The following is a 22,961-nucleotide window of genomic DNA, read 5'->3' as shown; positions in this document are numbered from 1 at the left end:
CGCCGCCGGCATCGGCATCGGTTGGGCCTTCTGGGGGCGTAGCGATGAAGATTGAACGGGGCGGCGCAGCCCATGACCTGCGCAAACTGGAGAAAGAGACATCATGGTCCAGATGATCGAAGAATACTGGCTGCTCATTACGATCGCCTTCCTGATCGGCGTGGCCATTGCGTGGTACGTCTTCCACGCAACGCGCCGCACCCGCGTCACCGGAACGAGCACCGATCCGCTCGACGAAGGCGCGCAGAAGACCACCCGCAACGAAGCGCTCATCAACTCGCCGCGGGCCGTGGGTGACGAGGGCGCGGGCGTGTCGATTGCAGCAACGGACGGTGAAGACGCCGAAGCCTCGCGCACGGCCGCCTCGCCAGGCGCGACCTCCGCTGCGGCCAATGCCGACAGCACCGCCGCCTCGCCGCTCGGCACCGACGCCGAAACGGGCGATGGCATTCCGATGCGCGAAGCGATGAAACAGGTGAAGCCCGAGCCCGATCCTGACAACGCCGAGAAGCAGAATGCGGGTGCGGCGACCAGCAGCGCGGCCGACGACCTGTCGCGCATCAAGGGCGTGGGTCCCAAGCTGAAAGCGCGGCTGAACGAGCTCGGCGTCACCTCTTTCGCGCAGATCGCGGCATGGGACGATGCCGATGTGGCGCGGATCGACGGCCAGCTCGGCCGGTTCGAGGGCCGGATAGAGCGCGACGACTGGCGGCAGCAGGCCCGCCTTCTCGCGGCAGGCGACACGGAAGGGTTCGAGGCGAAATTCGGCCGCACGAGCTGATTACCGCCGCCCGCCGGGCCTTTTCGAAAGCGCTTGCCGCTGGGCAATTGCGTGTTAACCTTCGAATCGAGCAGAACAGAAGGTGGGAACATGAAGCAGCCGGTGATCCTTATCGCAGAGGACGAGCCGATCGTCGGCTTCGATTTGTGCAACACGGTCGCAGAAGCGGGTTACACGGTCGAAGGGCCGCACCGCGACGTTTCCTCCGCCATGCTCGCCTTTCAGAAACACCGGCCTGATGCCGCGATCCTCGACGTGCAGCTCGATGACGGGACCGTCTTTCCGCTGGCCGAAAAACTGATGGCCGAAAATGTGCCGATCATCTTCCATTCCGGGCAAATGACCGAGGACGAAATGGCTGCGCGCTTCCCGACGATGCAGGCGCTCGCGAAGCCCTGCCCGCCAGCGCGGGTGATCGAAAGCGTGCAGGAGGCGCTGGCCACGACCGAAATCGCGTGATCTCTGCCCGTCTGCCCCGATTACCGCTTACGCGTAAGCTGCAAACCCTCGCTGGCCTTTCCTGGTCCGAGAGGCTGCTGACGCTCGAAGTGGCTGCACGGCTCGTCTATTACGAAATAGGCCTGCGCACTGCGAAGCCAGCGCGGTGGATGAAGGCACCGGCGGCCGCTCGAACGAGCAGCGCTTCCCCGCTTGAAATCGCCGCGGTCCGCCGCGCAGTTCTGCGCGCCAGCCGCAATATTCCGGGCGGCACGAAATGCCTGCCGCAAGCCCTCGCCGCGCGCGCGATGCTCGCCCGGCGCGGCGTGACCGCAGAGTTGAAGATCGCCGCACGCAGTGCTCCATCGCAGGCAGACCGCTTCCATGCTTGGCTCGAATACGAGGGTATGCAAGTGACCGGCGTTTGCGACGACAGCGAATATCGGGTATTTGGTTACACAAGTAACTAATTCGCGAGATAATCAGAGGAACCGACATGGCCGGCATGGCACGATTTGCGTGGGACGATCCCTTCAACCTTGAAGACCAGCTGAGCGAGGAAGAGCGGATGATCCGCGACACCGCGCACAGCTTCGCCCAAGGCGAATTGCAGCCGCGGATCGCCGATGCCTACCGCGACGAAATCGATGCGCCCGAGCTGTTCCCGCTGATGGGGCAGGCGGGCCTGCTCGGCGCGACCGTGCCTGAAGAATACGGCGGCGCGGGCGCGAACTACGTTGCCTATGGCCTGATCGCGCGCGAGATCGAGCGGGTGGACAGCGGCTACCGCAGCATGGCGAGCGTGCAGTCGAGCCTCGTGATGTACCCGATCCATGCCTACGGCTCGGAAGAACAGCGCAATAAATACCTTCCGGGCCTCGCGAGCGGCGAACTTATCGGCTGCTTCGGCCTGACCGAACCCGATGCCGGCAGCGATCCGGGCGGAATGCGGACCACGGCGAAGGCGGACGGCGACGGATACGTGCTGAACGGCGCGAAGACCTGGATTTCGAACTCGCCCTTCGCCGACGTATTCGTCGTCTGGGCCAAGTCCGCCGCACATGACGGCGCGATCCGCGGCTTCGTGCTGGAAAAGGGCATGAAAGGCCTCTCCGCGCCCAAGATCGAAGGCAAGCTATCACTGCGCGCCTCGACCACCGGCGGCATCGTCATGGAAGACGTGAAGGTCGGCAAGGACGCGCTGCTACCCGACGTCAGCGGCCTCAAGGGACCGTTCGGCTGCCTCAACCGGGCGCGCTACGGCATCAGCTGGGGCAGCATGGGCGCGGCCGAGTTCTGCTATCACGGGGCGCGGCAATACGGCCTCGACCGCGAGCAGTTCGGCGTGCCGCTCGCCTCGAAGCAGCTGTTCCAGAAGAAGCTTGCCGACATGATGAGCGACATCGCGCTCGGCCTGCAGGCGAGCCTGCGCGTCGGACGGCTGATGGACGAAGGCAAGTTCGCGCCCGAAATGATTTCGATCGTGAAGCGCAACAACGTCGGCAAGGCGCTCGACATCGCCCGCACCGCGCGCGACATGCACGGCGGCAACGGCATCAGCGAGGAATATCACGTCATCCGCCACATGGTGAACCTCGAAACGGTGAACACTTATGAAGGCACGCACGACGTTCACGCGCTCATTCTCGGCCGCGCGATCACCGGCATTCCGGCGTTTTGAGTGAGCTAGGTGGGGGCGTATGTCCTACTGCACGGCAGTCCGGTAAAGGGGGCGGCATGAACCGCTCCCCCGCCCGCTTTTCCCTCGCCCGCCAATCCGCGGAAACGTGCGGCTTTTTCTTGCCCTTGTACCGTGTTCCATGTGTTCCATCCTGTAGGGTTTCAGGAGCAAGCGCGCGGCCTGTGCATTGGATGACATAATGAAACTCTACGGATACTACCGCAGCTCCACCTCCTACCGCCTGCGCATCGCGCTGAACCTCAAGGGCCTCGCGTTCGAGAACGTGCCGGTGAACCTGCTCGAAGCCGAGCAGAGGTCCGACGCCTTCACCGCGCGCAACGCCTTCGGCAGCGTGCCGATGCTCGAAGCGAACGGGCGCGACCGCAGCCAGTCGATGGCGATGCTCGAATGGCTGGACGAGGCCTATCCCGACGGGCCGCAGCTGATGCCGAAAGACATCGAGGACCGCTTCACCGTGCGCGAACTTGCCTACGCCATCGCGACCGAACTGCACGCGCCGCTGAACCTGCCGGTGCTCAAGTACCTCAAGGACCCGCTCGGCCATTCGCAGGACGAGATCAATACCTACTACCGCCACTTCCTGGCGCGCACGCTGCATCCGGTCGAACGGCGGCTCGAACAGCTTGATACCGGCGACTTCCTGCTCGGCGAACCGGGCCTGTTCGAAACCGTTCTCGTGCCGCAACTATACAACGCCCGGCGCTTCGATTTCGATCTCTCGGACTGTCCGCGGATGGTCCGGATCGACGAAGCCTGCCAGGCGCTCGAGCCCTTCCGGCTCGCTCACCCCGATAAACAAGCAGACAATCCAGAGAGGAACCCCGCCCAATGAAACTCGCCACACTGAACGACGGATCGCGCGACGGTAAGCTGGTGGTCGTCTCGAAGGACATCACCCGCTACTGCCTTGCCGACAACATCGCGCCGACGCTGCAGGCCGCACTCGACGACTGGAACGCGCTCGCCCCGAAGCTGGAAGCGCTCTATACCGATGTCGAGCATCAGGCGGTGCCGTGCGAGCGGTTCCACGAACGCGAAGCGCACTCCCCCCTGCCCCGCGCCTATCAGTGGGCGGACGGCTCGGCCTATATCAACCACGTCGAACTGGTACGGAAGGCGCGCGATGCCGAAGTGCCGGAAAGCTTCTACCACGACCCGCTGATGTATCAGGGCGGCAGCGACACCTTCCTGCCGCCGCGCGCGAACATTCCGCTCGGCGACGAGGCGTGGGGCTGCGACATGGAAGGCGAGATCGCCTGCATCACCGATGACGTACCGATGGGCGTATCGAGCGAGGAAGCGGCGAGCCACATCAAGCTGCTGATGCTGGTCAACGACGTATCGCTGCGGGGCCTGATCCCCGGCGAACTTGGGAAAGGGTTCGGCTTCTTCCAGTCGAAACCGTCCAGCGCCTTCTCGCCCGTCGCCGTCACGCCGGACGAACTTGGCGATGCGTGGAAGGACAGCCTCATCCACTTGCCGCTGATGGTCGATTACAACGGCGAGCCGTTCGGCCGCGCCGAAGCGGGCGAAGACGCGACCTTCAGCCTTGCCGATCTTGTCGCCCACGCCGCCAAGACCCGCACGCTCGGCGCCGGCGCCATCATCGGTTCGGGCACAGTTTCGAACAAGGGTGAAGACGGCGGCCCAGGCAAGCCGGTCTCCGAAGGCGGGCGCGGCTACAGCTGCATCGCAGAAATCCGGATGATCGAAACGATCGCAAACGGCGAGGCCTCGACCCGGTTCATGCGCCCCGGAGATACCGTAAGCGTGTACATGAACGACAAGGACGGCCATTCGATCTTCGGCACGATCGCGCAGGAAGTGGTCAAAGCCTGACGCTTTCCACATGTCGGCGCTGACGGGAAAGCGCATCGGGCTGCTGTCGAGCTGGGCGAGTTCGCGTAACGGCGGCGTCTGGACGGCGGTAGAAGCACAGGCGAGGATGTTGCGCGGACTCGGTGCCGAGCCGGTAATTGCCGCGCTCGACGACGGCGCGACGGCGACGGGCGAGTTCGAAACGATCCTCGCGCCGGTGATGGGGCCGGGGGCGGTGGGTTTTGCCCCATCGCTGACGAGACGACTGAAGTACGCGAGGCTTGACCTGCTCCATCTCCACGGCATCTGGCACTACCCAGGCCGTGCTGCGCTCGAATGGGCACGCAGCACCGGTCGGCCCTTGGTCGTATCACCGCACGGGATGCTCGATCGGTGGATCACCGGGCGCGGCCGCATGAAGAAGCGGGTGGCGCGAGCGTGGTGGGAGACGTCACTGTGGCGGGCAGCTTCGTGCTTCCATGCGCTGACTGAAGCGGAGGCTGGAGATATCGGACGTGAGGCGGGCCGTGATGGAGCTCTGGTCATCGCCAACCCCGCCCCGCCGCTCTCGCATGAGCGGAAAACAATGTCGCCTCCGCACCTGCTCTACCTTGGGAGAATTCATCCGAAGAAGAACGTTCTTACGCTTGTAAAGGCTTGGAAATCACTCGAAGAGAAAAGCGCGCTGCCACGAGGCGCAACGCTAACAATCGCAGGCTCGGGAGAGGCGGCGTATTCGGCCGATCTGGCTGCGTCTTGCGCCCGGAACGACAGCATTACGCTCGCGGGCCCGGTGCACGGCGACGCCAAAGCGGCGCTGCTTCGGAACGCGCGCGCTCTGATTCTACCGTCGCTCAGCGAGGGACTGCCGATGACAATACTCGAAGCATGGGCGGTCGGAACGCCGACCGTGATGAGCGAGGCTTGCCACCTTGAGAGCGGATATGCCCGCGGCGCTGCGCTCGATAGCGGAACGGACAAGGCGGCGATCGCCGAAGCCATCGGCAGGACGCTTGATGTCAGCGAAGACGCTTGGCTGGCCATGTCCCGCGCGGCGCAGGCACTCGCGGGCGGGGATTTATCAAAGCGCGTTATCGCAGGACGCTGGGAAGCCGCCTATGCTGTATTGCTCGATGGCAGACCCGCTTCCCCCTGACGATCCTGCGCGCTTTCGTCCTCTGGCGGCCGGTCCGGCGTTCGGCCTTCGCAACAAGCTTGCGCGCATTGTCTGGCAACTGTCCTGGCTGCTGTTGGCGCGCTGGACTCCGCCGCCGCTATGGGCATGGCGGCGCTTCGTCCTGAAGCTGTTCGGAGCACAAATAGGACCATCGGCGCGCATCCATGCCAGCGTTCGCATCTGGTTGCCCAGCCGCCTGACAGTCGGCGAAGGCGCATTAATTGGACCGGGCGCAATCCTGTACAATCAAGGCGCGATATGCATCGGCGCACATAGCGTGATCAGCCAGCGCGCGCATATCTGCGCCAGCACACATGGCGTATCCGACCCGCAGTTTCGGCTGCTCGAACGCTCCGTCACGATCGACGAAGGCTGCTGGGTCGCCGCCGAAGCCTTCGTCGGACCGGGCGTAACGATGCGAGCGGGGTCGGTCCTGTCTGCGCGCGGCGCTCTGTTCGAGGATACCGCGCCCATGGCCGTCTACCGCGGCAATCCCGCAGCATGGCTGTGCGAACGCCGCTGGATCGAAGAGCCGCGCTAAGGCGTCGCGCTCGCCGCGGTGATAGCGATAAACGTCGCGACATTTCCGCCCCCGACCCACAAGCCAAGAACCTGGTCGCGGCAGTCCGGCACCCGAACGGTATGTGAAATGCTACGCGGCGGCGGCACTTGCGGCATTCCGCAGGTGAGACTGACCGCCACCGAATTTTCACCGGAAAGCGCTACGCGGTAGAAGCCTTCGCCAAATGCTACGGGCTGCGACAGGACGAGGCGCGTTGCCGCGCTCCGGTTGCGAACCACCAGTCCGTCTTCCTTTTCTCGGTAGGTGATATCCCCCGAGGGATGCCGCCGCCAACCGAGCCGCTGAGCGATGTCGAAATGCGGGTCGGCAACCGAACCTTCCGCAATATTCCTACTACATTGTGCCAGCATCACCCTCTCTGCATCGCGGCGCAGGCCCGTTTCCCACAAGCCGGACATGAGCGGACCCGACGGTCCGCAGCCCCACGACTTAGTACTGTTGTCGCCGAGGTAGCGCGCACGGCGGCGCAAGACAGTCTCGCGATCCTCGGTTTCCGGTTGCCAGAACGTGCGCGACCACGGTGGATCGAGGGCGAGCCGGTCCCGCAAGGCTTGCTGCCCGGCCCTGTTCCGCTCAAAGTTAGCGATCAGTTCCTGCGCATTCGGCAGGGCCGGAAACTGCCGCAGAAGCGCGTCGAGGTGCAAGACCGCTTCGTCGTAGTTGCCCTCCGATAGCCGTTGCTCCAGCCAGAAGCCTTGAGTGTCCGGATCGCGCCAACCGAACTGACGTGCCGCCGAAAACGCTTCCTTTTCTGCGGTTTCTCGTCCAGCCAGCCGGTTAGCTACGCCCAGCAATGCAGCACTGCGATGATCGGCCGGGTTCGCCCTAAGCGCCGCTTCTGCAGCTTCGAGGGCCGCTTCGGCGTCTTCGTTACCGATGGCGGAAATAGCGCGGCTTCGCTCCGCGGCGGCGCGAAACGGAGAGGGGACGAGATCGACCACCGCAGCGTTCTTTTCCGCAATGCGGTCGAGGCCGCTGCCCACGACCGCCCAGACGTAAATTGCTGCGAACACAAGAAGCAGCGCGCCGCGTTTCACGGCAATGCCTGCGTGCTCACGTGACGAGTTCGCCTGCATCGCGCGAAGTACCGCGCGCAGCCGCTTCGTGCTTCCTCTGCCAACCGAAGACCGATTTGCTCGTGTCGGCGTAGCTGTAATAGTCGTAGCCGGAATAGGCGGAGTACCGGTTACCAGCCTTTTCAGGATCGAATTTCGCCAACACCGCGCCAAGCAGAATACCGTTCGCATCGCGCACACGTTTCATTGCGGCCCGAAGCTGGCTGCTTCTCCCGCGCTCGGCCTCGATGACGAAGATCGTGCCGTCCGCAAGGCGGGAAAGCGACGGTGCGTCGGCAAGCCCCAGTACCGGGGGGCTGTCGACGATCACGACGTCGTAGATGTCCGAGGAAAGCTTGATGATCTGCGCCATGCGCAGCGAGGAAAGCAGTTCGGACGGACTGGGCGGGATCGGGCCGGAAAGAAGGACGTCGAAGCCGTAGCTGTTCGAAGGTGCGATCGCGCTTTCGACCGGGTCCTGCGAGGTCAGAAGATCGGTCAGGCCGCGCACGTTTTCACTGCCTGCCAATCGGTGAATGGAAGGCCGCCGCAGGTCGGCATCGATTAGCAGGGTCTTCAGGCCCATGCGCGCGAAACCGGCAGCAGCAGCCACGCTCGTGGTGCTTTTCCCTTCGTGGGCCTGCGCGCTTGTGATCGCGATGACGTCCGGCAGGCCCTGGGTCGTGGAATACAATAGCGAGCCGCGCAGCGAGTTATGTGCTTCCGCGATCGGCGATTTCGGATCGGCCAGCGCTTCGAGCGGCCTGCCTTCGGCCGCGCGCGGGATAACGCCGAGCAATGGCAGCTGCAGCTTGCTTTCGACGTCTTCGGGCACGCGCACACTGTCCGTCAGCTGCTCGCGCAGGAAGACCGCGCCGCCGGCCAGCAACAAGCCGATCAGCGCCGCGTAAACCAGGTTTCGCGGCAGGCTGGGCGAAGAGGGGACCGCGGGTACGCCGGCTTCGTCGATGATTGCGATGTTGCTCGACGCGATACCAGCAGATGCGTTGAGTTCGCGGTAGCGCTGGAGAAGTCCGTCGTAGATCGAGCGGGCCGTGTCTGCTTCTCGCGCTAGCGTGTTGTAGCGCACCGACCGGTCCTGTTCGGCCAGCGTTTCGCCGCGAAGCCGCTCGACCTGCCGGTTGAGCTGGCTTTCCGCCGCGGCGGTGGCACGGTATTCGGACCTGACCGAACCTACCACGTTGCGTGCCGCGGCGTTAAGCTGCTGGCCGACTGCGGCGAGTTCGGTTTCGAGGCGCCCGATAGTGGGATGGTCCGGCAGGTAGCGTCCGCGCGCGGTCTGCAGTTCCGCATCGAGCGCCGCGCGGCGAGTCATGAGCGCCTGCACCGTCGGGTTGCTGAGTACCGGCTGCGATGACAGCAGCGGTGTGCCATTTACCGCCTGATAACGCGACTGCGCGGCGATCCGTTCGGCCTGCGCCTGAATGGCCGCATCGTTCAGTTGCAGCAGGCTTGCCGCAGTCACCGTTCCAGCGTTGCTCTGCCGCGGATCGCTTGCGAGTGCGTCCCGGGTCCGGATCAAGCCGACCGACTTGGCGTAGTCGTTGAGAACCTGCTCCGACGCCTCAAGATTGGCGCGCGCTTCCTCGAGCTGCTCCGATACGAAATTGCGCGCGTAAGACGACGAGTTGAAGCTTCGCTGCAGATTGGCCTGAATGAACTCCTCGGCGAAAGCATTGGCGATGCGCGCAGTCAGTTCGGGATCGCCGCTGGTAAACCCGATGTCGGCAACACGGGTGGAGCGCGGCAGATCGACCGACAGGCCGCCTTGCAGCAAGGCGATGACGGTTTCGCGCTGCCTCGCCTCCGCTACGCCTTCCGCAACAACCTCCGGGGGCAGGCCCATTGCTTCGAAAAAGCGCGGATCGTCGTAGAGGTCGAGGGCGTCGGCGACCCGTTCCGCTAGCGAGCGGCTGCGCAGAACATCGAGCTGCGTATTGAGGAACCGGTCCACGTCCCAATCCGCGGGGGCGGAAACGCTGCTGTCCAGTTCCTCGCCCAGCACCTCGTCGCGCTGGTCGTTGATCTGCACGCTCGTCACGGCGGTGTACTGCGGCTTCGCGAGCATCGTCGCGACTATGGCCAACGCGAAAGCCCCGATGACTATCGCCAGCGCCATCCACAAATGTCGGCGTACAGCTGCGGCGGCGTAGCGAAGATTGGCGCTGATCGCGTTCTCGCTCGCTGCCGGATACGCACCGAAGTGCTGCGGCTGGCGTGGGTTCGGCTCGATCCGGGGTTGGTGAACGGTCATATCGGACGAAACACTCCGAGCAGGGGTACATAACGCAGCACATTGTTCATTGCCGCCCGGCGAGCGCTGTGCCCAACGACGATCACGTCGCCGGGTACGAGAGCAAGATCGGGCATTCGTCCGGCCCGGATCGCCTCGACGTCGAAGCGCCCGCCCATTCGCTCGCCGTCGACCGTGCGAAAGACGAGCACGTTCTTGAGCGCTGCCGTCTCCGTCGGACTGCGCGCCTGCGCCAAAGCGATCAGCAAGGTGCTGCCCGGCTCGTAAGCGAAGCTGCCCGGCTGCTCGACCTCGCCTTCGACCGTTACGGTAGCGGCGCGTGACTGGCGTACCGTGACCGAAACCTGCGGATTGCGCAGGAATCGTGCGCCGTATGCCGTCTCGATCTTCGCGGCGAGTTCGGCTGCGGCAAGCCCCGATGCCTCGACATGGCCGATGAGCGGCATCGCGATATTGCCCGCATTGTCGAGCGTAATCTCTTCGGACGACAATTCCGGTTCACCGAAGACATTTACGCTGACCACATCGCCGGGTCGGAGTGTGTAGATTTGCGGCGCTGCGGACATCGCAGCAGGCGTCAGGACGCGGTAAGCCTCCGCCCCGTCCGGCCCGACCGGCACGGTATCGGACGCACAGCCGCCGAGAACGGCCAGAACCAATATTGCACCGAGCCCTCGTTCAACCGATCTCTTCGCTGCGAGCATGCGTTTTGCTTTCGTCTTGTGGACCGCGCGCACTTCGCAAGAGCAAACCCGCTGCAACCCCGGCAAGACTCGATAGTGCCATGGTCCGAAATGGATAATCAACGAGGCCGTGCAGCGTCATCAACAGTAATGTCGCACTCGCGAAGATGATTACATCGCGCTCGGCAGGACATTGCCACGCACGCAGCGCGGAACGAACGAGGATAGTACCGATCGCGGCGAGAATCAGCGGCGCGAAAATGCCGGCTTCCAAGAAAAACTCCAGCAATTCGCTATGGGCCCGATTGGGCAAGCTCGGATCGAGCGCATCCAGTCGCTCGTGAGGCAATACTGCCATCGCGAACGTGCCTATCCCGCTGCCCCACGGCCAGTGCGCGGCGATTGCCGTCCATGTGTCGCGCCAGATGTCGGCGCGGCCAATATCGTCGCTGGCGAACCGCGCCCCGATACTCGCGAGCCTGTTGCTACCGGTAGCCCTGAGCGCGAGCAGTGACGCAGCAAATACCGCCGCCAGACCGTACCAGCCGACGCGCCGCCGATTGATCGCCCCTTGGCCGTTATCAATTCGCAGCATCAGCCAGACGGCGATGCATGCGACGGGGATAAGCGCGATACCGGCACGCGATCCGGTCAACAGCGCGGCGAGCGCCAGCACGCCCGCGCCTGCCATGAAAACACTTCTCGGTATCGTACGCTCCACGTAAGCGTAAAGCGCCGCAATCGCCATGCCCCCGACCAGGAACAGATCGACCGACGCATTGCGATTGGCGAAGAACCCGGTGACCCACTCGTCGTGCGTTTCCGCGTATATGCGAAACGCTCCGTGTCCACCGGCAAGTTGCGCCGCACCGAGCAACGCGCCGAGTAACGCGGCGGCAACAATTGCCCCAAGTAAGACCGGCACGCTATTGCGGGTCAAAGTCGAGGTAGCCAGCATCAATAGTACCGGCGGAATGATCGCCACAAAGCTTGCCAATGTTCTTGGCGGCGAAACGGTCCATGCGAGCCAGCTTTGATCAGCGTTTTTAAGCGCGAGAACGTCTTCCACGCGCTCTCGTCCCGGCATGGCCTGCCACAGCTCCGGCGGCAGCGGCATCAGTTGCAGCAAGGGCAGAAGCAGGACGATGCCAGCTAGGGCAATGGCCGCCCGCGGCATCTCGGCATACCAGCGGGGCGCAGCGAAGATCCACCCCGTCAAGGCGGCCACTGCCAGCAATTGGAGCGCCATCTCGGTTTCCGGGTTCGGTGTCCCACCTCCGCCGAGAAGCAGTGCGCCGAACAGGTAGATCGCCACGATCCGACCTCGCCATCGCTCCGTATCCTGCTGTGCTGCCCCGTCCATCCGCGACCTCTAACCGAGCATGCGCGCGGATAGAACTACATGGACCGCGCGATCACCATCTTCATGATCTCGTTGCTGCCGCCGAATATCCGGCTGATCCTGCTGTCGCGGAACATGCGAGCGATCGGGTAATCGTTGATATAGCCCGCCCCGCCATGCAGTTGCAGGCACTTGTCCACGACCTCGCCCTGCAATTCGGTGATCCAGTACTTGGCCATGCAGGCAGTCGGCACGTCCAGTTCGCCTTTCAAGTGCTTGGCGATGCAATCGTTCACGAAGATCTTCGCTGCCGTGCCGCGCGCCTTCAGATCGGCGAGCGTAAACTGCGTATTCTGAAAGTCCCAGATCGTCTGACCGAACGCTTTGCGCTCCTTAGTGAACTTCACGGTCTCTTCGAGCGCGCGCTCGATAACGGTCATACCGCCCATTGCGATGATGAGGCGTTCCTGAGGCAATTCTCCCATGAGCTGGTAGAAGCCCTTGCCTTCTTCCCCGCCGAGCACGTTCTCCGCCGGGACGAACACGTCATCGAAGAACAATTCGCTGGTGTCCTGCGCGTCCAGTCCGACCTTGTCGAGCTTCTTGCCGCGCTGGAACCCGTCCGCCCCCTCGGTCTCCAGCAGCATCAGCGAGATACCCTTGGCCCGCTCCTTAGGATCGGTCTTGGCCACGACGATGACGAAATCCGCGATCTGTCCGTTGCTGATATAAGTCTTAGCGCCGTTGATCCGGTAGCCATTGCCGTCCTTCAGCGCGGTCGTTGTGATGCTTTGCAGGTCGGACCCCACACCCGGCTCCGTCATGGCGATCGCGCTGACGAGTTCGCCGGACACCAGTTTGGGAAGGTACTTCTTCTTCTGCTCTTCCGTCCCGTGGCGGACCAAATAGGGAAGGATCACCGTGTTGTGGAGGCTGGCGGAAAAACCTTCGACGCCGTGTTTCCCTTGCTGGTCGATAACCACCATCTCATGACGGAAATCGCCGCCGTGACCGCCGTATTCTTCGGGAACGGACGCGCCGAGCAGTCCGGCCTCTCCCGCTTCGTTCCAGAACTCGCGCTCGACCTGGCCGTCCTCGCGCCACTTGAGAACGCGCTTTTCCGGCGCGTGCTTCTCGTAGAACTTGCCTACGGCGTCGGAGAAGATCGCGATCTCCTCGTCCTGCATGTATTCCGGCTCGGGTACATCGATAACGGGCATGGTTATTTCCCCTTCCAGTTCGGCTTGCGCTTCTCGGCGAAAGCCGCGGCCCCTTCGCGCGCGTCCTCGCTCACGAAAACCGGACCGATGAGCTGAGCCTGCTTCTCGTAGCGCTCCTCCATCGACCAACCGCGCGATTCCTTCACGATTTGCTTGGAGACACACACCGCCAAGGGCCCGTTCGCCGCGATCTTGGCTGCCATTTCCTTCGCCCCGTCCAATGCCGAGCCGGAAACGACCCGATTGATAAGACCGAGTTCGTAGGCGCGCGCGGCACCGATGAACTCGCCGCTCAACGCCAGTTCCATGGCGATCCGTTCGGGGATCTGGTCGGGCAGCATCATCACGCCGCCCGCCGCCGCCACGAGGCCGCGCTTCACTTCGGGAATGCCGAATTGTGCGTCTTCGTTTGCGACCACCAGATCGCAGGCGATCATCAGTTCAAGCCCGCCAGCAAGCGCATAGCCTTCGACGGCTGCGATCAGCGGCTTTTTGGGGGGAGCCTGGACTAGGCCGCCGAAACCCCGCCCCTCGATGATGGGGCTCTCGCCGCGAAGAAAGCCTTTTAGATCCATGCCCGAGCAAAAGGTGCCGCCAGCGCCGGTCAGAATGCCGACGCGCAAGTCGTCGTCGCTGTCGAGCTTATCGAGTGCCGCGGCAATCGCTTCGGCCGCAGCCTTGTTCATCGCGTTCTTCGCTTCCGGCCGGTCGATCGTCATAATGAGTACGCCGTTTTCCTGGCTGACCGTTATTTCCTCAGACATCGCACCCTCTTACATTTTTAATTGCAACTTATCTCCGGTTTAGAACCGCACGTTCGGAGCCGTCAACCGCACAAAATGCGTTGGCGGCGCGATTGCCTTACATCCCCTGCCCCGTTAGGCAGCGAAAACGATCCGAAGGGAGCCTATCATCGCCGCGCGTCAATTCACCGGTTTCGACGGTTCGCCGCTTCTGGCGCAGGAGAGCGGGTCCCGCCATGCTCCCACCGTCCTGTTGCTGCCCGACCTCGGCGCCTCTGGCGAAGCATGGGCTTCGGTTGCCGCCGCCCTCAGCGATGCCGGACGCAATAGCATCGTGCTCGAGTGGAGACGCGGCGCGGACACATTCGGCACGGACGCGCTCGTTTCCGACCTGCACGCTGTGCTGCACCAGCTGTCGTCGCGGCCGGTCATCATCGCCAATGGCTCAGCCGCCTACATCGCAGCTGTGGCACTCGGCGAAGGCGGTCCGGACCTCGCCAGCGGACTTGCGCTCGTCGAAACAATTCCCGGCGGGGGAAGCACGAGCGCTGCTTCCGCCGACCTCGCCGAGCGAGCGGCGGCGGCTATCGCAGAAACGGGGTGCCCCATCCTGCTTCTTGCGCATGGCGAAGACTTCTTTCCGGCAGCGCGGGAAACGCAGCATATAGAGTGCAGTGCGGCAGCACCCTCGCCCGAAGTACCCGACAGACGCGACGCCTTCCATGCCTGTCTCATCGACTTTCTCGAACGCCGCGCGCCGCGCACCGCGACCGAGTATGTCGCCGGTTCCGATCCGCGAACGCTGCGCGATGCGCTAGGCACCTTCGCGACCGGCGTGACAATCGTGACGGCGACCGCGCCAGACGGAAGGCATATCGGCCTCACCGCCAACAGCTTCACCTCCGTAAGCCTCGAACCCCCGCTTCTGCTGGTATGCCCGGCGCGCAGTGCCGGTTCGATGCCGGTGCTGGAAAAGGCGGAGTTCTTTGCGGTCAACGTCCTCCATATCGGGCAACAGGGCGTCTCCAACCTGTTCGCAGCGAAAGGGGAGGACCGCTTCGCCGAGACCGAGTTCGAACTATGGGACCGCGGCGTGCCGATCCTTGCTAATGCCCTCGCCAGTTTCGAATGCCGCAAATACGCCGAGTACGACGGCGGTGATCACGTCATCCTGGTCGGGGAAGTGGAGCGCGTGCGGTACGCCCCGCAGCGCGACCCGCTGCTGTATTTCCGCGGCAAGTATCGGCGCCTGCACTTCGCCTAGGCCACGGACGAACTGCTTTGCTCCGATGATGCGGGGCGGTAGATAGCGGGAGTGGACAACGCACTCTCCGACGACGGCATCCTGCGCTTGAGCATTTTCGCTACGGTCCTGCTCGTCCTCGGGATTGCGGAGGCGCTATTCCCGCGCCGCCAACGTGCGATGCCGCGGCGCGCGCGATGGGTGACGAACACTGCGCTAATAGCGATCGATACGGCACTGCTGCGATTGCTCTTGCCGGTTCTCGCGCTCGGCATGGCTGTCTTGGCCGAACAGCGCGGCTGGGGCCTGTTCAATGCGATCGCTTGGCCCGGCTGGGCGGAATTCCTGGTCTCCCTCGTGCTGCTCGACATGGCGATCTACTGGCAACACGTGGCAACGCACCGCATCCCTTTTCTGTGGCGACTGCACAAGGTGCACCACGTCGACCGCGATCTCGACGTGACGAGCGGATTTCGTTTTCACCCACTGGAAATCATCGGGTCAATGATCTGGAAACTCGCGCTCGTGGCGGCGCTGGGCGCACCGGTGGCTGCGGTGTTTGTATTCGAGCTGTTGCTGAATGCCGGATCGATGTTCAGCCATGCCAACGTCCGCTTGCCGCTGCGTATGGACAAGGTACTAAGGCTTGTTCTGGTTACGCCGGACATGCACCGGATCCACCATTCGGTGATCAGGCGCGAAACAGACAGCAATTTCGGTTTTTCTACGTCGCTCTGGGACCGGCTGTTCGGCACCTACCGCGAGGAACCGGAACATGGCCACCGCGGCATGACGATCGGTCTCGAAACCTTTCAGGACGAACGGCCGCAAAGCCTTTTGCAAAGCCTGCTCATTCCCTTCCGCTCGAATGACTCGGACGACCGGGTTTCCGGATCAAGCGAAGATTAAATGCGTGCAGATTGCGCCGACGGCAATTGCGACACCGTAAGGCAGTGCGCTTAGCGAAGAGGACATCTTCGAGACCCTTCGTACGATCCCGAAAGCAACAACCAGCAGAACACCTGCCACCGCGGTCGTCAAAGCGAACAACGGGGCCGCTTGAAGGGGCAGCGACACCGCGCAAGCCGCGTAAAGCTTGCCGTCCCCCCCGCCCCAGGCGCCGAATTTGAACAGCAACATGCCGGCGACAAGCGCGATGGCGAAATGCGCGATGTGTGACCACGCATCGCCAGCGTTTGGATCGTAGAACGCCCAGACCGCTCCGGTGACCAGAACGATCAGGTTCAACCAGTTGGGAATGACCCGGCGTACGAGATCATAGCCCGCCGCAGCCACTACGGAGGCTATGAATAGCCAGAAGATTATTTCAGGCACGACCGTTTAGTCTGAGCGCAGCGCAACGCGAATGGGATAGACCGGAGTAGCCCGACGCACGATCTCCCCGCTTGCGCGAACGTCCAGCGTATTCCTTCCTCTCGGACCAGCCTGTACCGGACGTTCCGAAGTCAACTCGACCGATTTTCTGTCGGAGGATAGCGCTAGTCTTAGCGGGTAGCCGCCCGAAGCCGTTCTTGTGTCGAATGTGCGGATATTGTTGGAAGCACGCTCTTCTGCGACTACCGCCTCACTGCGCGCAGCGATATGCACCTCTCGGGTAGATACACGCTGCATGCGGGACGCGGGACCATACTCTTGCTCTGCGCGCGCGCTTTCACGTTCACTCTCCGCCTTTGCAAGCTGCGCATTCGCTTCTCTCTCCTGCCGCGCCAACATCACCGTTTCAAACCGCGATGCGTTGCGCGCGAAGCGTTCATCAGTCGGGTCCGCCTCTACCGCGCGCGCGAAAAACTGCTCGGCAACGTCGTGCCGACCGAGGCGATCATATGCGATGGCGAGACCGTTATAAGCTTCCGCCGTAGATGCCGGATCGTAGGAGGCGCGGCGAAACGCGGTAATTGCCGCTCCCGGACGGTTCGCGCGAAGGTGCATGCGGCCCTCCTGAAGGAGCTGTGCAAAATAGCTCGAGACGTCAGGCTGCGCGACACTGCTGCGCAGGGACGAAGACTGATTGCCGGAAAATACCTGACAGCCGCCAAGGGCAACAACCGTAAGCGCGAGCGGCATGGCTTGAAACAGCTTCATGTCCTAACCTCCTGTCATTAGTGGGAATACGTCGCGAACCATGCGGATCGCGGCGGGCAGCATGATTACGCCGATCATGGTCGGCAGCATGAAAACGACCAGCGGAATGGAAATAAGAACCGGAAGGCGGTGCGCTTTTTCCTCGGCACGCATTCGGCGCTTCTCACGCATTTCCTCTGCGTAGACGCGCAGTGTCGAACTGACGGAGGTTCCCAATTTATCCGACTGCACCAGCAGCGTCGTGAAGCTTCGGATTTCGTCTACGCCGGCCGCGTCGGCCATTCGCCGGAACGCTTCTTCGCGGGTTGCACCGGCCCGCAATTGCAGCACTGCTGTTCCAAGAAGGGCTGCGACGAGCGGATGCGACGACGCCATTTCGCGCGCGACGCGGTCCAGCGCGGACTCCACCCCCAAGCCAGCCTCCATACAGACCAGCATCAAGTCGAGCGCATCAGGAAAACCATTGACGATCTGCTCGCGCCGGCGATCGGCCTTGGCCGTGATGAGCAACGACGGCAGGAATAAGCCGATGAGACCGAGCAGCGAGCCGAATACGTAAAGCGAGAGAAAACCCGGCGGCTCCGCCATCGACAAGGTAAGTAGAAGGAACAGACCCGGCAGGATGAAGACGAGCGAAAGCCGGATCAGGGTGTAGATACGCGGCGCCGCGGGTGACGCATAACCGGCAGCAACCAGGCGCTCGCGCAGCCTCTGATCCTTCGTATCTCCGAGTTGCAACCCGGTTTTCTCGACCGCCTCGACGATTGCTGTCCAGGCGCTTGCCTTCTTCTCCTTCATGGTCTGCGGGGCGAACGATATGCTCGCCTGACTGTCGCGAATGCCCTGAAGCTCACCGCGCAGATGCGACCGCCGGTTGACGTAGGAAATGAGGATGAAACTGGCCGCCGCGACGACCGTAAAGAGGCCGATCAGCAGTGCGAGCCGCAGGATGTCGCTGGCTAGGATTTGTTCGAGCATATCAGACCTTGATGTCGATCATCTTGCGGATCATCACGAACCCGCAGAAATACATCACCATAAGCGCGACGAAACCGATCATGAACGAGCGCTCTTCCGCGACGCTAAGATAGAATTCGGGGTTTGTGAGAAACATCCCGACAAACGCGAGCACCGGCAGGGCAGTTAGCAGCCACCCGGTCATCCGCCCTTCGGAACTGAGCGCCCTCACCTTCATGAACAGCGATGCACGGGCGCGAATTACCGTCGACAGGTTCTGCAGAATTTCAGCTAGGTTGCCGCCCGTTTCGTTCTGCACGGTAAGCGACACGACGAACATGCGGATGTCGTCCAAGTCCCATCGTTCCGCCATTTCACTGAGCGCCTCGGTCAGTTCGGCACCGTAGGAAATCTCGTCCGAAACCAGGCCGAATTCGCTTCCGATGGGATCTTCCATTTCCCGCGTCAGGATCGAGAGTGCCGAGGCGATCGGGTGGCCGGCTTTCAGCGCCCGAACGAATACGTCGAGCGCGATGGGAAATTGCTGCTCCACCCGTTTGCGCCGCTTACTTGCCATCATGGAAAGGACCATCGTCGGCAACAGGATGCCGATACATCCCGCCATCACAATTGAAAGTAGAAGCGTTCCCGCCGAAGCAGATACGTCCGTGGCGGCTATGAGCAACAGGATCAGCACGAAGACCGAAAGTGACGCGAGCCCCATGAAGAAGTACACCTGCGCGGCGGAGAGCGAGATACCCGACCCGGCAATCGTTCTCTGAAGGCTCATCGCCGGACCGCGCAGCAGTGCCGGTACGTTTTTCATCTCCCGCGGCTGGTTCTTGCGCAAGAGGGCGACGACCTGATCGCGTCCGAGTCCCTTGTTAATGAAGGTGAGGCGCTTGTTTACTGCGCGCACATGGACGTTGCGTTTCCATGCATAGTTCAAGACGAACTGGCTCGCGACGAAAATGCTGGCAAAGATTGCGAGCAGTAGAGCGATGCGGACGATTGTGTCGGTCATGCTCAGTCGATCGCAACATCGGGGCGGAACAGATCCGCGGACAGTTCGATACCGGCACTCTTCGCGTGTTCGAGAAACTTCGGCCTGATCCCGGTCGCTTCGAAATTGCCCAGAACCTTGCCGTCTTCGGTGCGTCCCTTGACCTTGAAACGGAAGATGTCCTGCATCGTGACCACGTCTCCTTCCATTCCGGTGACTTCCGAAAGGCTGAGAACCTTACGGCGACCGTCGGCGAGCCGCCCCACTTGCAGCACGACGTTGATAGCGGACGCAATCTGCGCACGGCTGGATTTGGACGTTATGTCGATGCCGCTCATCCCGATCATCTGCTCGAGCCGCGACAAGGCATCGCGCGCCGTATTCGCGTGAACCGTGGTCATGGAACCGTCGTGCCCGGTGTTCATCGCCTGAAGCATGTCGAACGCCTCACCGGCGCGGACCTCGCCCACGATGATGCGGTCGGGCCGCATACGCAAAGCGTTCTTCACGAGGTCGCGCTGCGTCACCTCGCCCCTGCCCTCGATGTTCGGCGGTCGTGTTTCGAGGCGCGCGACATGATCCTGCTGCAATTGCAGTTCGGCGCTGTCTTCGATGGTCACGATGCGTTCGCCCTCGTCAATGAACGAACTCATCGCGTTAAGCATTGTCGTTTTACCCGAGCCGGTACCGCCGGAAATAAGGACGTTGCGGCGCGAGCGTACGACAGCCTCGAGAACCTCGGCCATGGCTTCGGGGACCGACCCGAGTTCGATCAACCGCTGAATACCGATCCGCTTCTTCGCAAACTTACGGATCGAGAGCAGCGATCCATCCACCGCCAGCGGCGCGACGATGGCGTTCACGCGCGAACCGTCGGCAAGCCGTGCATCCACGAAGGGCGAACTTTCGTCGATACGCCGGCCGACGGCGCTGACGATCTTCTGGATGATGCGCATAAGATGCCGCTCATCCTTGAACTCCGTCCGCACGCGCTCGAGCATCCCGTAGCGTTCGACATAGACGTTCTTGGGACCGTTCACGAGAATATCGGTAACATTCTCATCCTGCAGTTGCGGTTCGAGCGGTCCTAAGCCGAACAGTTCGTCGAGAATGTCCTCGATGAGCGATTCCCGCTCGCTTCGGTTGAGAACTTCGTTTTCTTCGACGAGAAGTTCGCCGACGATGTCGCCGATCCCGGACTTCAGTTCGTCGCGCGACATCTTCTCGAGCGAGCTGAGATTCATCCGGTCCAAAAGCGCCTTGTGAATCGATACTTTCAGTTCCAGCAGCTTGTTGTCGCTCTTCCCGCGCGGCACGTAATCGGCAACGGCAATTTCCTTAGCTGCCGTGCCCGGATCATTATCTGCGCCGGAGCGCGATTGGCCGTCGTCGTCCGGGACTTCAGTGACCGGTTCAACAATCTTCGCGGACTTCAAATTCCATTTCATCGTCCGATCTCCGATCGCGTCAGAAGCTCGTGCGCCATTGTCGATACATCGCGCGCAAAAACGTTTTTCGGCGCAAGCTGCTGGACCAGTTTGCCCTGATCGATTGCCTGCGAAAGATCGCCGCGATCTTCCCTGATCGCCGCAAGCACATCGACTCCCAGCGTATCGGCGACATCCTGTACCGAGATCAGCCGGAACGGGTTCTTCTGCGCGCGGTTCACGACCGCGCTAATCTTGCTACGAGGAATGCCGACTTCCTGGAACAGGTCGATACAGCGCCTTGCCTGCCGCAGATGAGCGAGCGATTGACGGGTAACGACTACGACCTGGTCCGCTTCGGCAGCCAACGAAAGCGACCAGTTCGTCCAGACCGGCGGCATGTCGAGCAATACAAGATCGAACTCCGCCCGTGCGACATTCACGACACGTAGCAATTGGTCGGTATCGACCTGTTCGATAGGCACGATTTCTTCCGGCGCGGGAAGGATGTACAAGCCGTCTGTGCTCCGGGTCGCAACATTGCGTACCATGTCTTGGTCCAGACGCTGTTCCGCCTCGACAAGGTCAAGCACGGAGCGGGTGGTATCCACTCCCGCATGCGCGGCAAGCGTGCCGGACTGGATGTCCAGATCGATGACGCAGCAGCGCATCTGCCTATCGGCCTCAGCGGCAATAGCGGCGGCCAGATGGAAAACGATCGAGGTATTTCCTACGCGGCCCAGCGATCCGACGAAGCAGATTGCGGGCGCAAGCCTGATCCCGCCTGTATCGGCTTGCCGATCGACTACGTTTATGATCTCGCTAGCGAGTTCCCCGCCTTCGAGCGGAAGGCCGATTACATCCCGGGTGCCATGCCGAAGTAGTAATCGCATCACCGGAAGGGTCGCATCTTCGATCGCCACGATGACCGGCAGCTCGGGCCGCAACCGCTTTACCTTTTCAAGGCGTTCGAAACTGACGTCGCTAGCCGGATCGACCTCGAGAACGAGAAGTTCGGTTTCGCGAAGATCTTCGCGCGACAAATCGCCGTCAGGTGCGAGGTCGAGGTGGCTGACGTCCGGAATAGCATTCCGCACGGTTTCGTCGATACCATGTGCCCAGCGCTCTTGCACCACGATGAGCGTCCGCGGCATCTTGCCGATTCCGTTTACCTTAGACAGTGTCAACATATCCTTCATCGCATTGCTCTGATTAAATGACGGGTCACCCCTGCCCGTCTTCCATGGTCAGCGAGTAGCTTTGCGCGGGCAGTCCAAAATCAAAGATGCCAGCGAGGAATATCGGGCGGAATTGCAAACCTGTCAGAGAGACCGTGATCGTCGGCGCGACGTCTGGCCCGTTGGGATCACCGGCGAAACCGAGGCCCGACCAAGCATAGCTGATAATCACATTATCGGCGTCGGCACGCGGTTGAAGGTCGTTAACGCGGGCTACCACATTGTCGAACGCTGCTTGCGCACTGGCATCGATGGCCGTGCTGAACGGCGCGCTGGTAGCGGTACATCCCAGCGAACCGCCGGGAGCGGAGCAAGTCACGGTAGGAAAAGCACTCTTTGGTACGGGCGAACCTTGCGGCACGTTGCCGCTCAGCGCATAGCTGTAGCAGAGCAATCCCGGCGTCGTGTTGTTATTTCCAGTGTCGCTGCAGCCGATCTCGCCTCCGGGAATCACGTCGGAGACTACAGCCAGCCTAGCGCCTGCCTGCGTCGCTTTCTCGCTCTCGTTCACGGCCCAGATGAATCGGCCCACATCGATTGTTCCCAACAGGAACACCAGGAAAACTGGTAGAACGAGTGCGAACTCTGCGGCGCTGGCCGCATGATCGGAGCGCCAAAACCGACGAAAGACCGGGCTCGTCATCATACGCCCATCACCGCAGCTTGGGCTTGTCCGCGTACCACGACGCTACTGGTGTCGAAGCCCAGAAGGCCGAGTATCGAGTTGTACGAGATCCGAGCGTTGACCAAAACGCGCGGTACATTCCCGCGTTCGCGGTAAATTCCGTTGTTATGGTACGTCGTCGTATCGCTGCTGATCGGGCAGTCGAGCGTTACCGTAAAATCGTCGCCTTGCTGAAGAGTGAAGCGAGGCCTGCCAGTGCCTTCCGGATTCCCGTAGCGCATGACGTTCCGAATGGCATTGGCATTGGTTATCTGCGGTGACGTCTGAAAATCCCCCACCACGGCGCCGCTGGCACAATCAAACGCGGAGTAGTTTAACCGCCCGGCGAAGCGGGCGCCTTCGCGCGCGCTCTTCAGCACCCGGTGTTCCGTCAACAGGTAGTTACCACCTTCGAAGGTAGTAAAGATCAACGCGAACATCATCGGCATGATCAGCGCCATCTCTGCGGCGGCAGCAGCGCGATTGTCGCGCAAGAAGAGGCGGAAAAC

Annotated in this window: 24 protein-coding genes; 10 read left to right on the top strand and 14 right to left on the bottom strand. The window is 62.2% G+C overall.

What is annotated here, in order from left to right:
- The first annotated feature begins 103 nt into the window (after positions 1 to 103).
- The 8 genes from HUV48_RS00795 (at position 104) to HUV48_RS00760 (ending at position 6,457) form a co-directional block, all read left to right on the top strand.
- Positions 104 to 781, top strand: coding sequence for a helix-hairpin-helix domain-containing protein (locus tag HUV48_RS00795; protein ID WP_176265879.1), 678 nt, complete (start codon positions 104 to 106; stop codon positions 779 to 781).
- A gap of 90 nt (positions 782 to 871) precedes the next feature.
- The gene (locus tag HUV48_RS00790; protein WP_176265878.1) at positions 872 to 1,240 is read left to right on the top strand and encodes a response regulator; all 369 of its coding nucleotides are present in this window, start codon (positions 872 to 874) and stop codon (positions 1,238 to 1,240) included.
- The gene (locus tag HUV48_RS00785; protein ID WP_176265877.1) at positions 1,237 to 1,689 is read left to right on the top strand and encodes a lasso peptide biosynthesis B2 protein; all 453 of its coding nucleotides are present in this window, start codon (positions 1,237 to 1,239) and stop codon (positions 1,687 to 1,689) included. The genes HUV48_RS00790 and HUV48_RS00785 overlap by 4 nt, the downstream gene beginning before the upstream one ends.
- 26 nt (positions 1,690 to 1,715) lie before the next feature.
- Positions 1,716 to 2,900, top strand: coding sequence for an acyl-CoA dehydrogenase (locus tag HUV48_RS00780; RefSeq protein WP_176265876.1), 1,185 nt, complete (start codon positions 1,716 to 1,718; stop codon positions 2,898 to 2,900).
- Between the two features lie 199 nt (positions 2,901 to 3,099).
- Positions 3,100 to 3,753 carry a maleylacetoacetate isomerase gene (gene maiA, locus HUV48_RS00775; protein WP_176265875.1) on the top strand — a complete coding sequence of 218 codons (654 nt, stop codon included), beginning with the start codon at positions 3,100 to 3,102 and terminating at the stop codon, positions 3,751 to 3,753.
- The gene (locus HUV48_RS00770; protein ID WP_176265874.1) at positions 3,750 to 4,760 is read left to right on the top strand and encodes a fumarylacetoacetate hydrolase family protein; all 1,011 of its coding nucleotides are present in this window, start codon (positions 3,750 to 3,752) and stop codon (positions 4,758 to 4,760) included. Before maiA ends, HUV48_RS00770 begins: the two co-directional genes overlap by 4 nt.
- A 10-nt stretch (positions 4,761 to 4,770) precedes the next feature.
- Entirely contained in the window at positions 4,771 to 5,895 is a 1,125-nt protein-coding gene (locus tag HUV48_RS00765; RefSeq protein ID WP_176265873.1) for a glycosyltransferase, read from the top strand.
- Entirely contained in the window at positions 5,873 to 6,457 is a 585-nt protein-coding gene (locus HUV48_RS00760) for an LbetaH domain-containing protein (protein ID WP_176265872.1), read from the top strand. The genes HUV48_RS00765 and HUV48_RS00760 overlap by 23 nt, the downstream gene beginning before the upstream one ends.
- On the opposite strand, the gene HUV48_RS00755 is transcribed toward HUV48_RS00760, so the two are convergent.
- The 6 genes from HUV48_RS00755 to HUV48_RS00730 are packed head-to-tail and all read right to left on the bottom strand — an operon-like array spanning position 6,454 to position 13,838.
- Positions 6,454 to 7,536 (bottom strand): hypothetical protein, encoded by a 1,083-nt coding sequence (locus HUV48_RS00755; RefSeq protein WP_176265871.1) that lies wholly within the window; start codon positions 7,534 to 7,536, stop codon positions 6,454 to 6,456. The genes HUV48_RS00760 and HUV48_RS00755 overlap by 4 nt on opposite strands.
- A 16-nt stretch (positions 7,537 to 7,552) precedes the next feature.
- On the bottom strand, positions 7,553 to 9,829 hold the full coding sequence (locus tag HUV48_RS00750; protein ID WP_176265870.1) for a GumC family protein: 2,277 nt from the start codon (positions 9,827 to 9,829) through the stop codon (positions 7,553 to 7,555).
- Positions 9,826 to 10,533 (bottom strand): polysaccharide biosynthesis/export family protein, encoded by a 708-nt coding sequence (locus HUV48_RS00745; protein ID WP_176265869.1) that lies wholly within the window; start codon positions 10,531 to 10,533, stop codon positions 9,826 to 9,828. Before HUV48_RS00745 ends, HUV48_RS00750 begins: the two co-directional genes overlap by 4 nt.
- Positions 10,508 to 11,875, bottom strand: a complete 1,368-nt coding sequence (locus HUV48_RS00740) for an O-antigen ligase family protein (protein ID WP_176265868.1) — start codon at positions 11,873 to 11,875, stop codon at positions 10,508 to 10,510. Before HUV48_RS00740 ends, HUV48_RS00745 begins: the two co-directional genes overlap by 26 nt.
- 35 nt (positions 11,876 to 11,910) lie before the next feature.
- Positions 11,911 to 13,074: an acyl-CoA dehydrogenase family protein gene (locus HUV48_RS00735; protein ID WP_176265867.1), complete on the bottom strand. Its 1,164-nt coding sequence runs from the start codon at positions 13,072 to 13,074 to the stop codon at positions 11,911 to 11,913.
- 2 nt (positions 13,075 to 13,076) lie between these two features.
- Complete coding sequence (locus tag HUV48_RS00730; protein ID WP_176265866.1) at positions 13,077 to 13,838, bottom strand: crotonase/enoyl-CoA hydratase family protein; 762 nt, start codon at positions 13,836 to 13,838, stop codon at positions 13,077 to 13,079.
- 232 nt (positions 13,839 to 14,070) lie between these two features.
- Here HUV48_RS00730 and HUV48_RS00725 point away from each other — a divergent pair, with 232 nt between their 5' ends.
- Complete coding sequence (locus HUV48_RS00725) at positions 14,071 to 15,081, top strand: flavin reductase family protein (RefSeq protein ID WP_225871469.1); 1,011 nt, start codon at positions 14,071 to 14,073, stop codon at positions 15,079 to 15,081.
- Positions 15,082 to 15,132: 51 nt separating this feature from the next.
- Positions 15,133 to 15,969: a sterol desaturase family protein gene (locus tag HUV48_RS00720; RefSeq protein ID WP_176265865.1), complete on the top strand. Its 837-nt coding sequence runs from the start codon at positions 15,133 to 15,135 to the stop codon at positions 15,967 to 15,969.
- On the opposite strand, the gene HUV48_RS00715 is transcribed toward HUV48_RS00720, so the two are convergent.
- From HUV48_RS00715 to HUV48_RS00680, 8 genes are all read right to left on the bottom strand, one after another.
- Complete coding sequence (locus HUV48_RS00715) at positions 15,955 to 16,395, bottom strand: A24 family peptidase (RefSeq protein WP_217906646.1); 441 nt, start codon at positions 16,393 to 16,395, stop codon at positions 15,955 to 15,957. The two genes, HUV48_RS00720 and HUV48_RS00715, sit on opposite strands and share 15 nt — an antisense overlap.
- A gap of 6 nt (positions 16,396 to 16,401) precedes the next feature.
- Positions 16,402 to 17,163 (bottom strand): tetratricopeptide repeat protein, encoded by a 762-nt coding sequence (locus tag HUV48_RS00710; RefSeq protein ID WP_176265863.1) that lies wholly within the window; start codon positions 17,161 to 17,163, stop codon positions 16,402 to 16,404.
- Between the two features lie 3 nt (positions 17,164 to 17,166).
- Positions 17,167 to 18,141 carry a type II secretion system F family protein gene (locus HUV48_RS00705; RefSeq protein ID WP_176265862.1) on the bottom strand — a complete coding sequence of 325 codons (975 nt, stop codon included), beginning with the start codon at positions 18,139 to 18,141 and terminating at the stop codon, positions 17,167 to 17,169.
- Position 18,142: 1 nt separating this feature from the next.
- Positions 18,143 to 19,144, bottom strand: coding sequence for a type II secretion system F family protein (locus HUV48_RS00700; protein ID WP_176265861.1), 1,002 nt, complete (start codon positions 19,142 to 19,144; stop codon positions 18,143 to 18,145).
- Positions 19,145 to 19,146: 2 nt separating this feature from the next.
- Positions 19,147 to 20,571 carry a TadA family conjugal transfer-associated ATPase gene (locus tag HUV48_RS00695; RefSeq protein ID WP_176265860.1) on the bottom strand — a complete coding sequence of 475 codons (1,425 nt, stop codon included), beginning with the start codon at positions 20,569 to 20,571 and terminating at the stop codon, positions 19,147 to 19,149.
- Entirely contained in the window at positions 20,568 to 21,704 is a 1,137-nt protein-coding gene (locus tag HUV48_RS00690) for a CpaE/TadZ family protein (RefSeq protein WP_176265859.1), read from the bottom strand. Before HUV48_RS00690 ends, HUV48_RS00695 begins: the two co-directional genes overlap by 4 nt.
- Positions 21,705 to 21,774: 70 nt before the next feature.
- Positions 21,775 to 22,431: a TadE/TadG family type IV pilus assembly protein gene (locus HUV48_RS00685; protein ID WP_176266642.1), complete on the bottom strand. Its 657-nt coding sequence runs from the start codon at positions 22,429 to 22,431 to the stop codon at positions 21,775 to 21,777.
- A complete protein-coding gene (locus tag HUV48_RS00680) occupies positions 22,431 to 22,946 on the bottom strand; it encodes a TadE family protein (protein ID WP_176265858.1) in 516 nt (171 codons plus the stop codon). Before HUV48_RS00680 ends, HUV48_RS00685 begins: the two co-directional genes overlap by 1 nt.
- Positions 22,947 to 22,961 lie beyond the last annotated feature (15 nt).

Origin of the sequence: Qipengyuania atrilutea (assembly GCF_013370205.1) — a bacterium.
Classification (GTDB): domain Bacteria; phylum Pseudomonadota; class Alphaproteobacteria; order Sphingomonadales; family Sphingomonadaceae; genus Actirhodobacter; species Actirhodobacter atriluteus.
The sequence above is the reverse complement of the archived record's forward strand: the minus strand, read 5'-3'. Positions and strand labels throughout refer to the sequence as shown.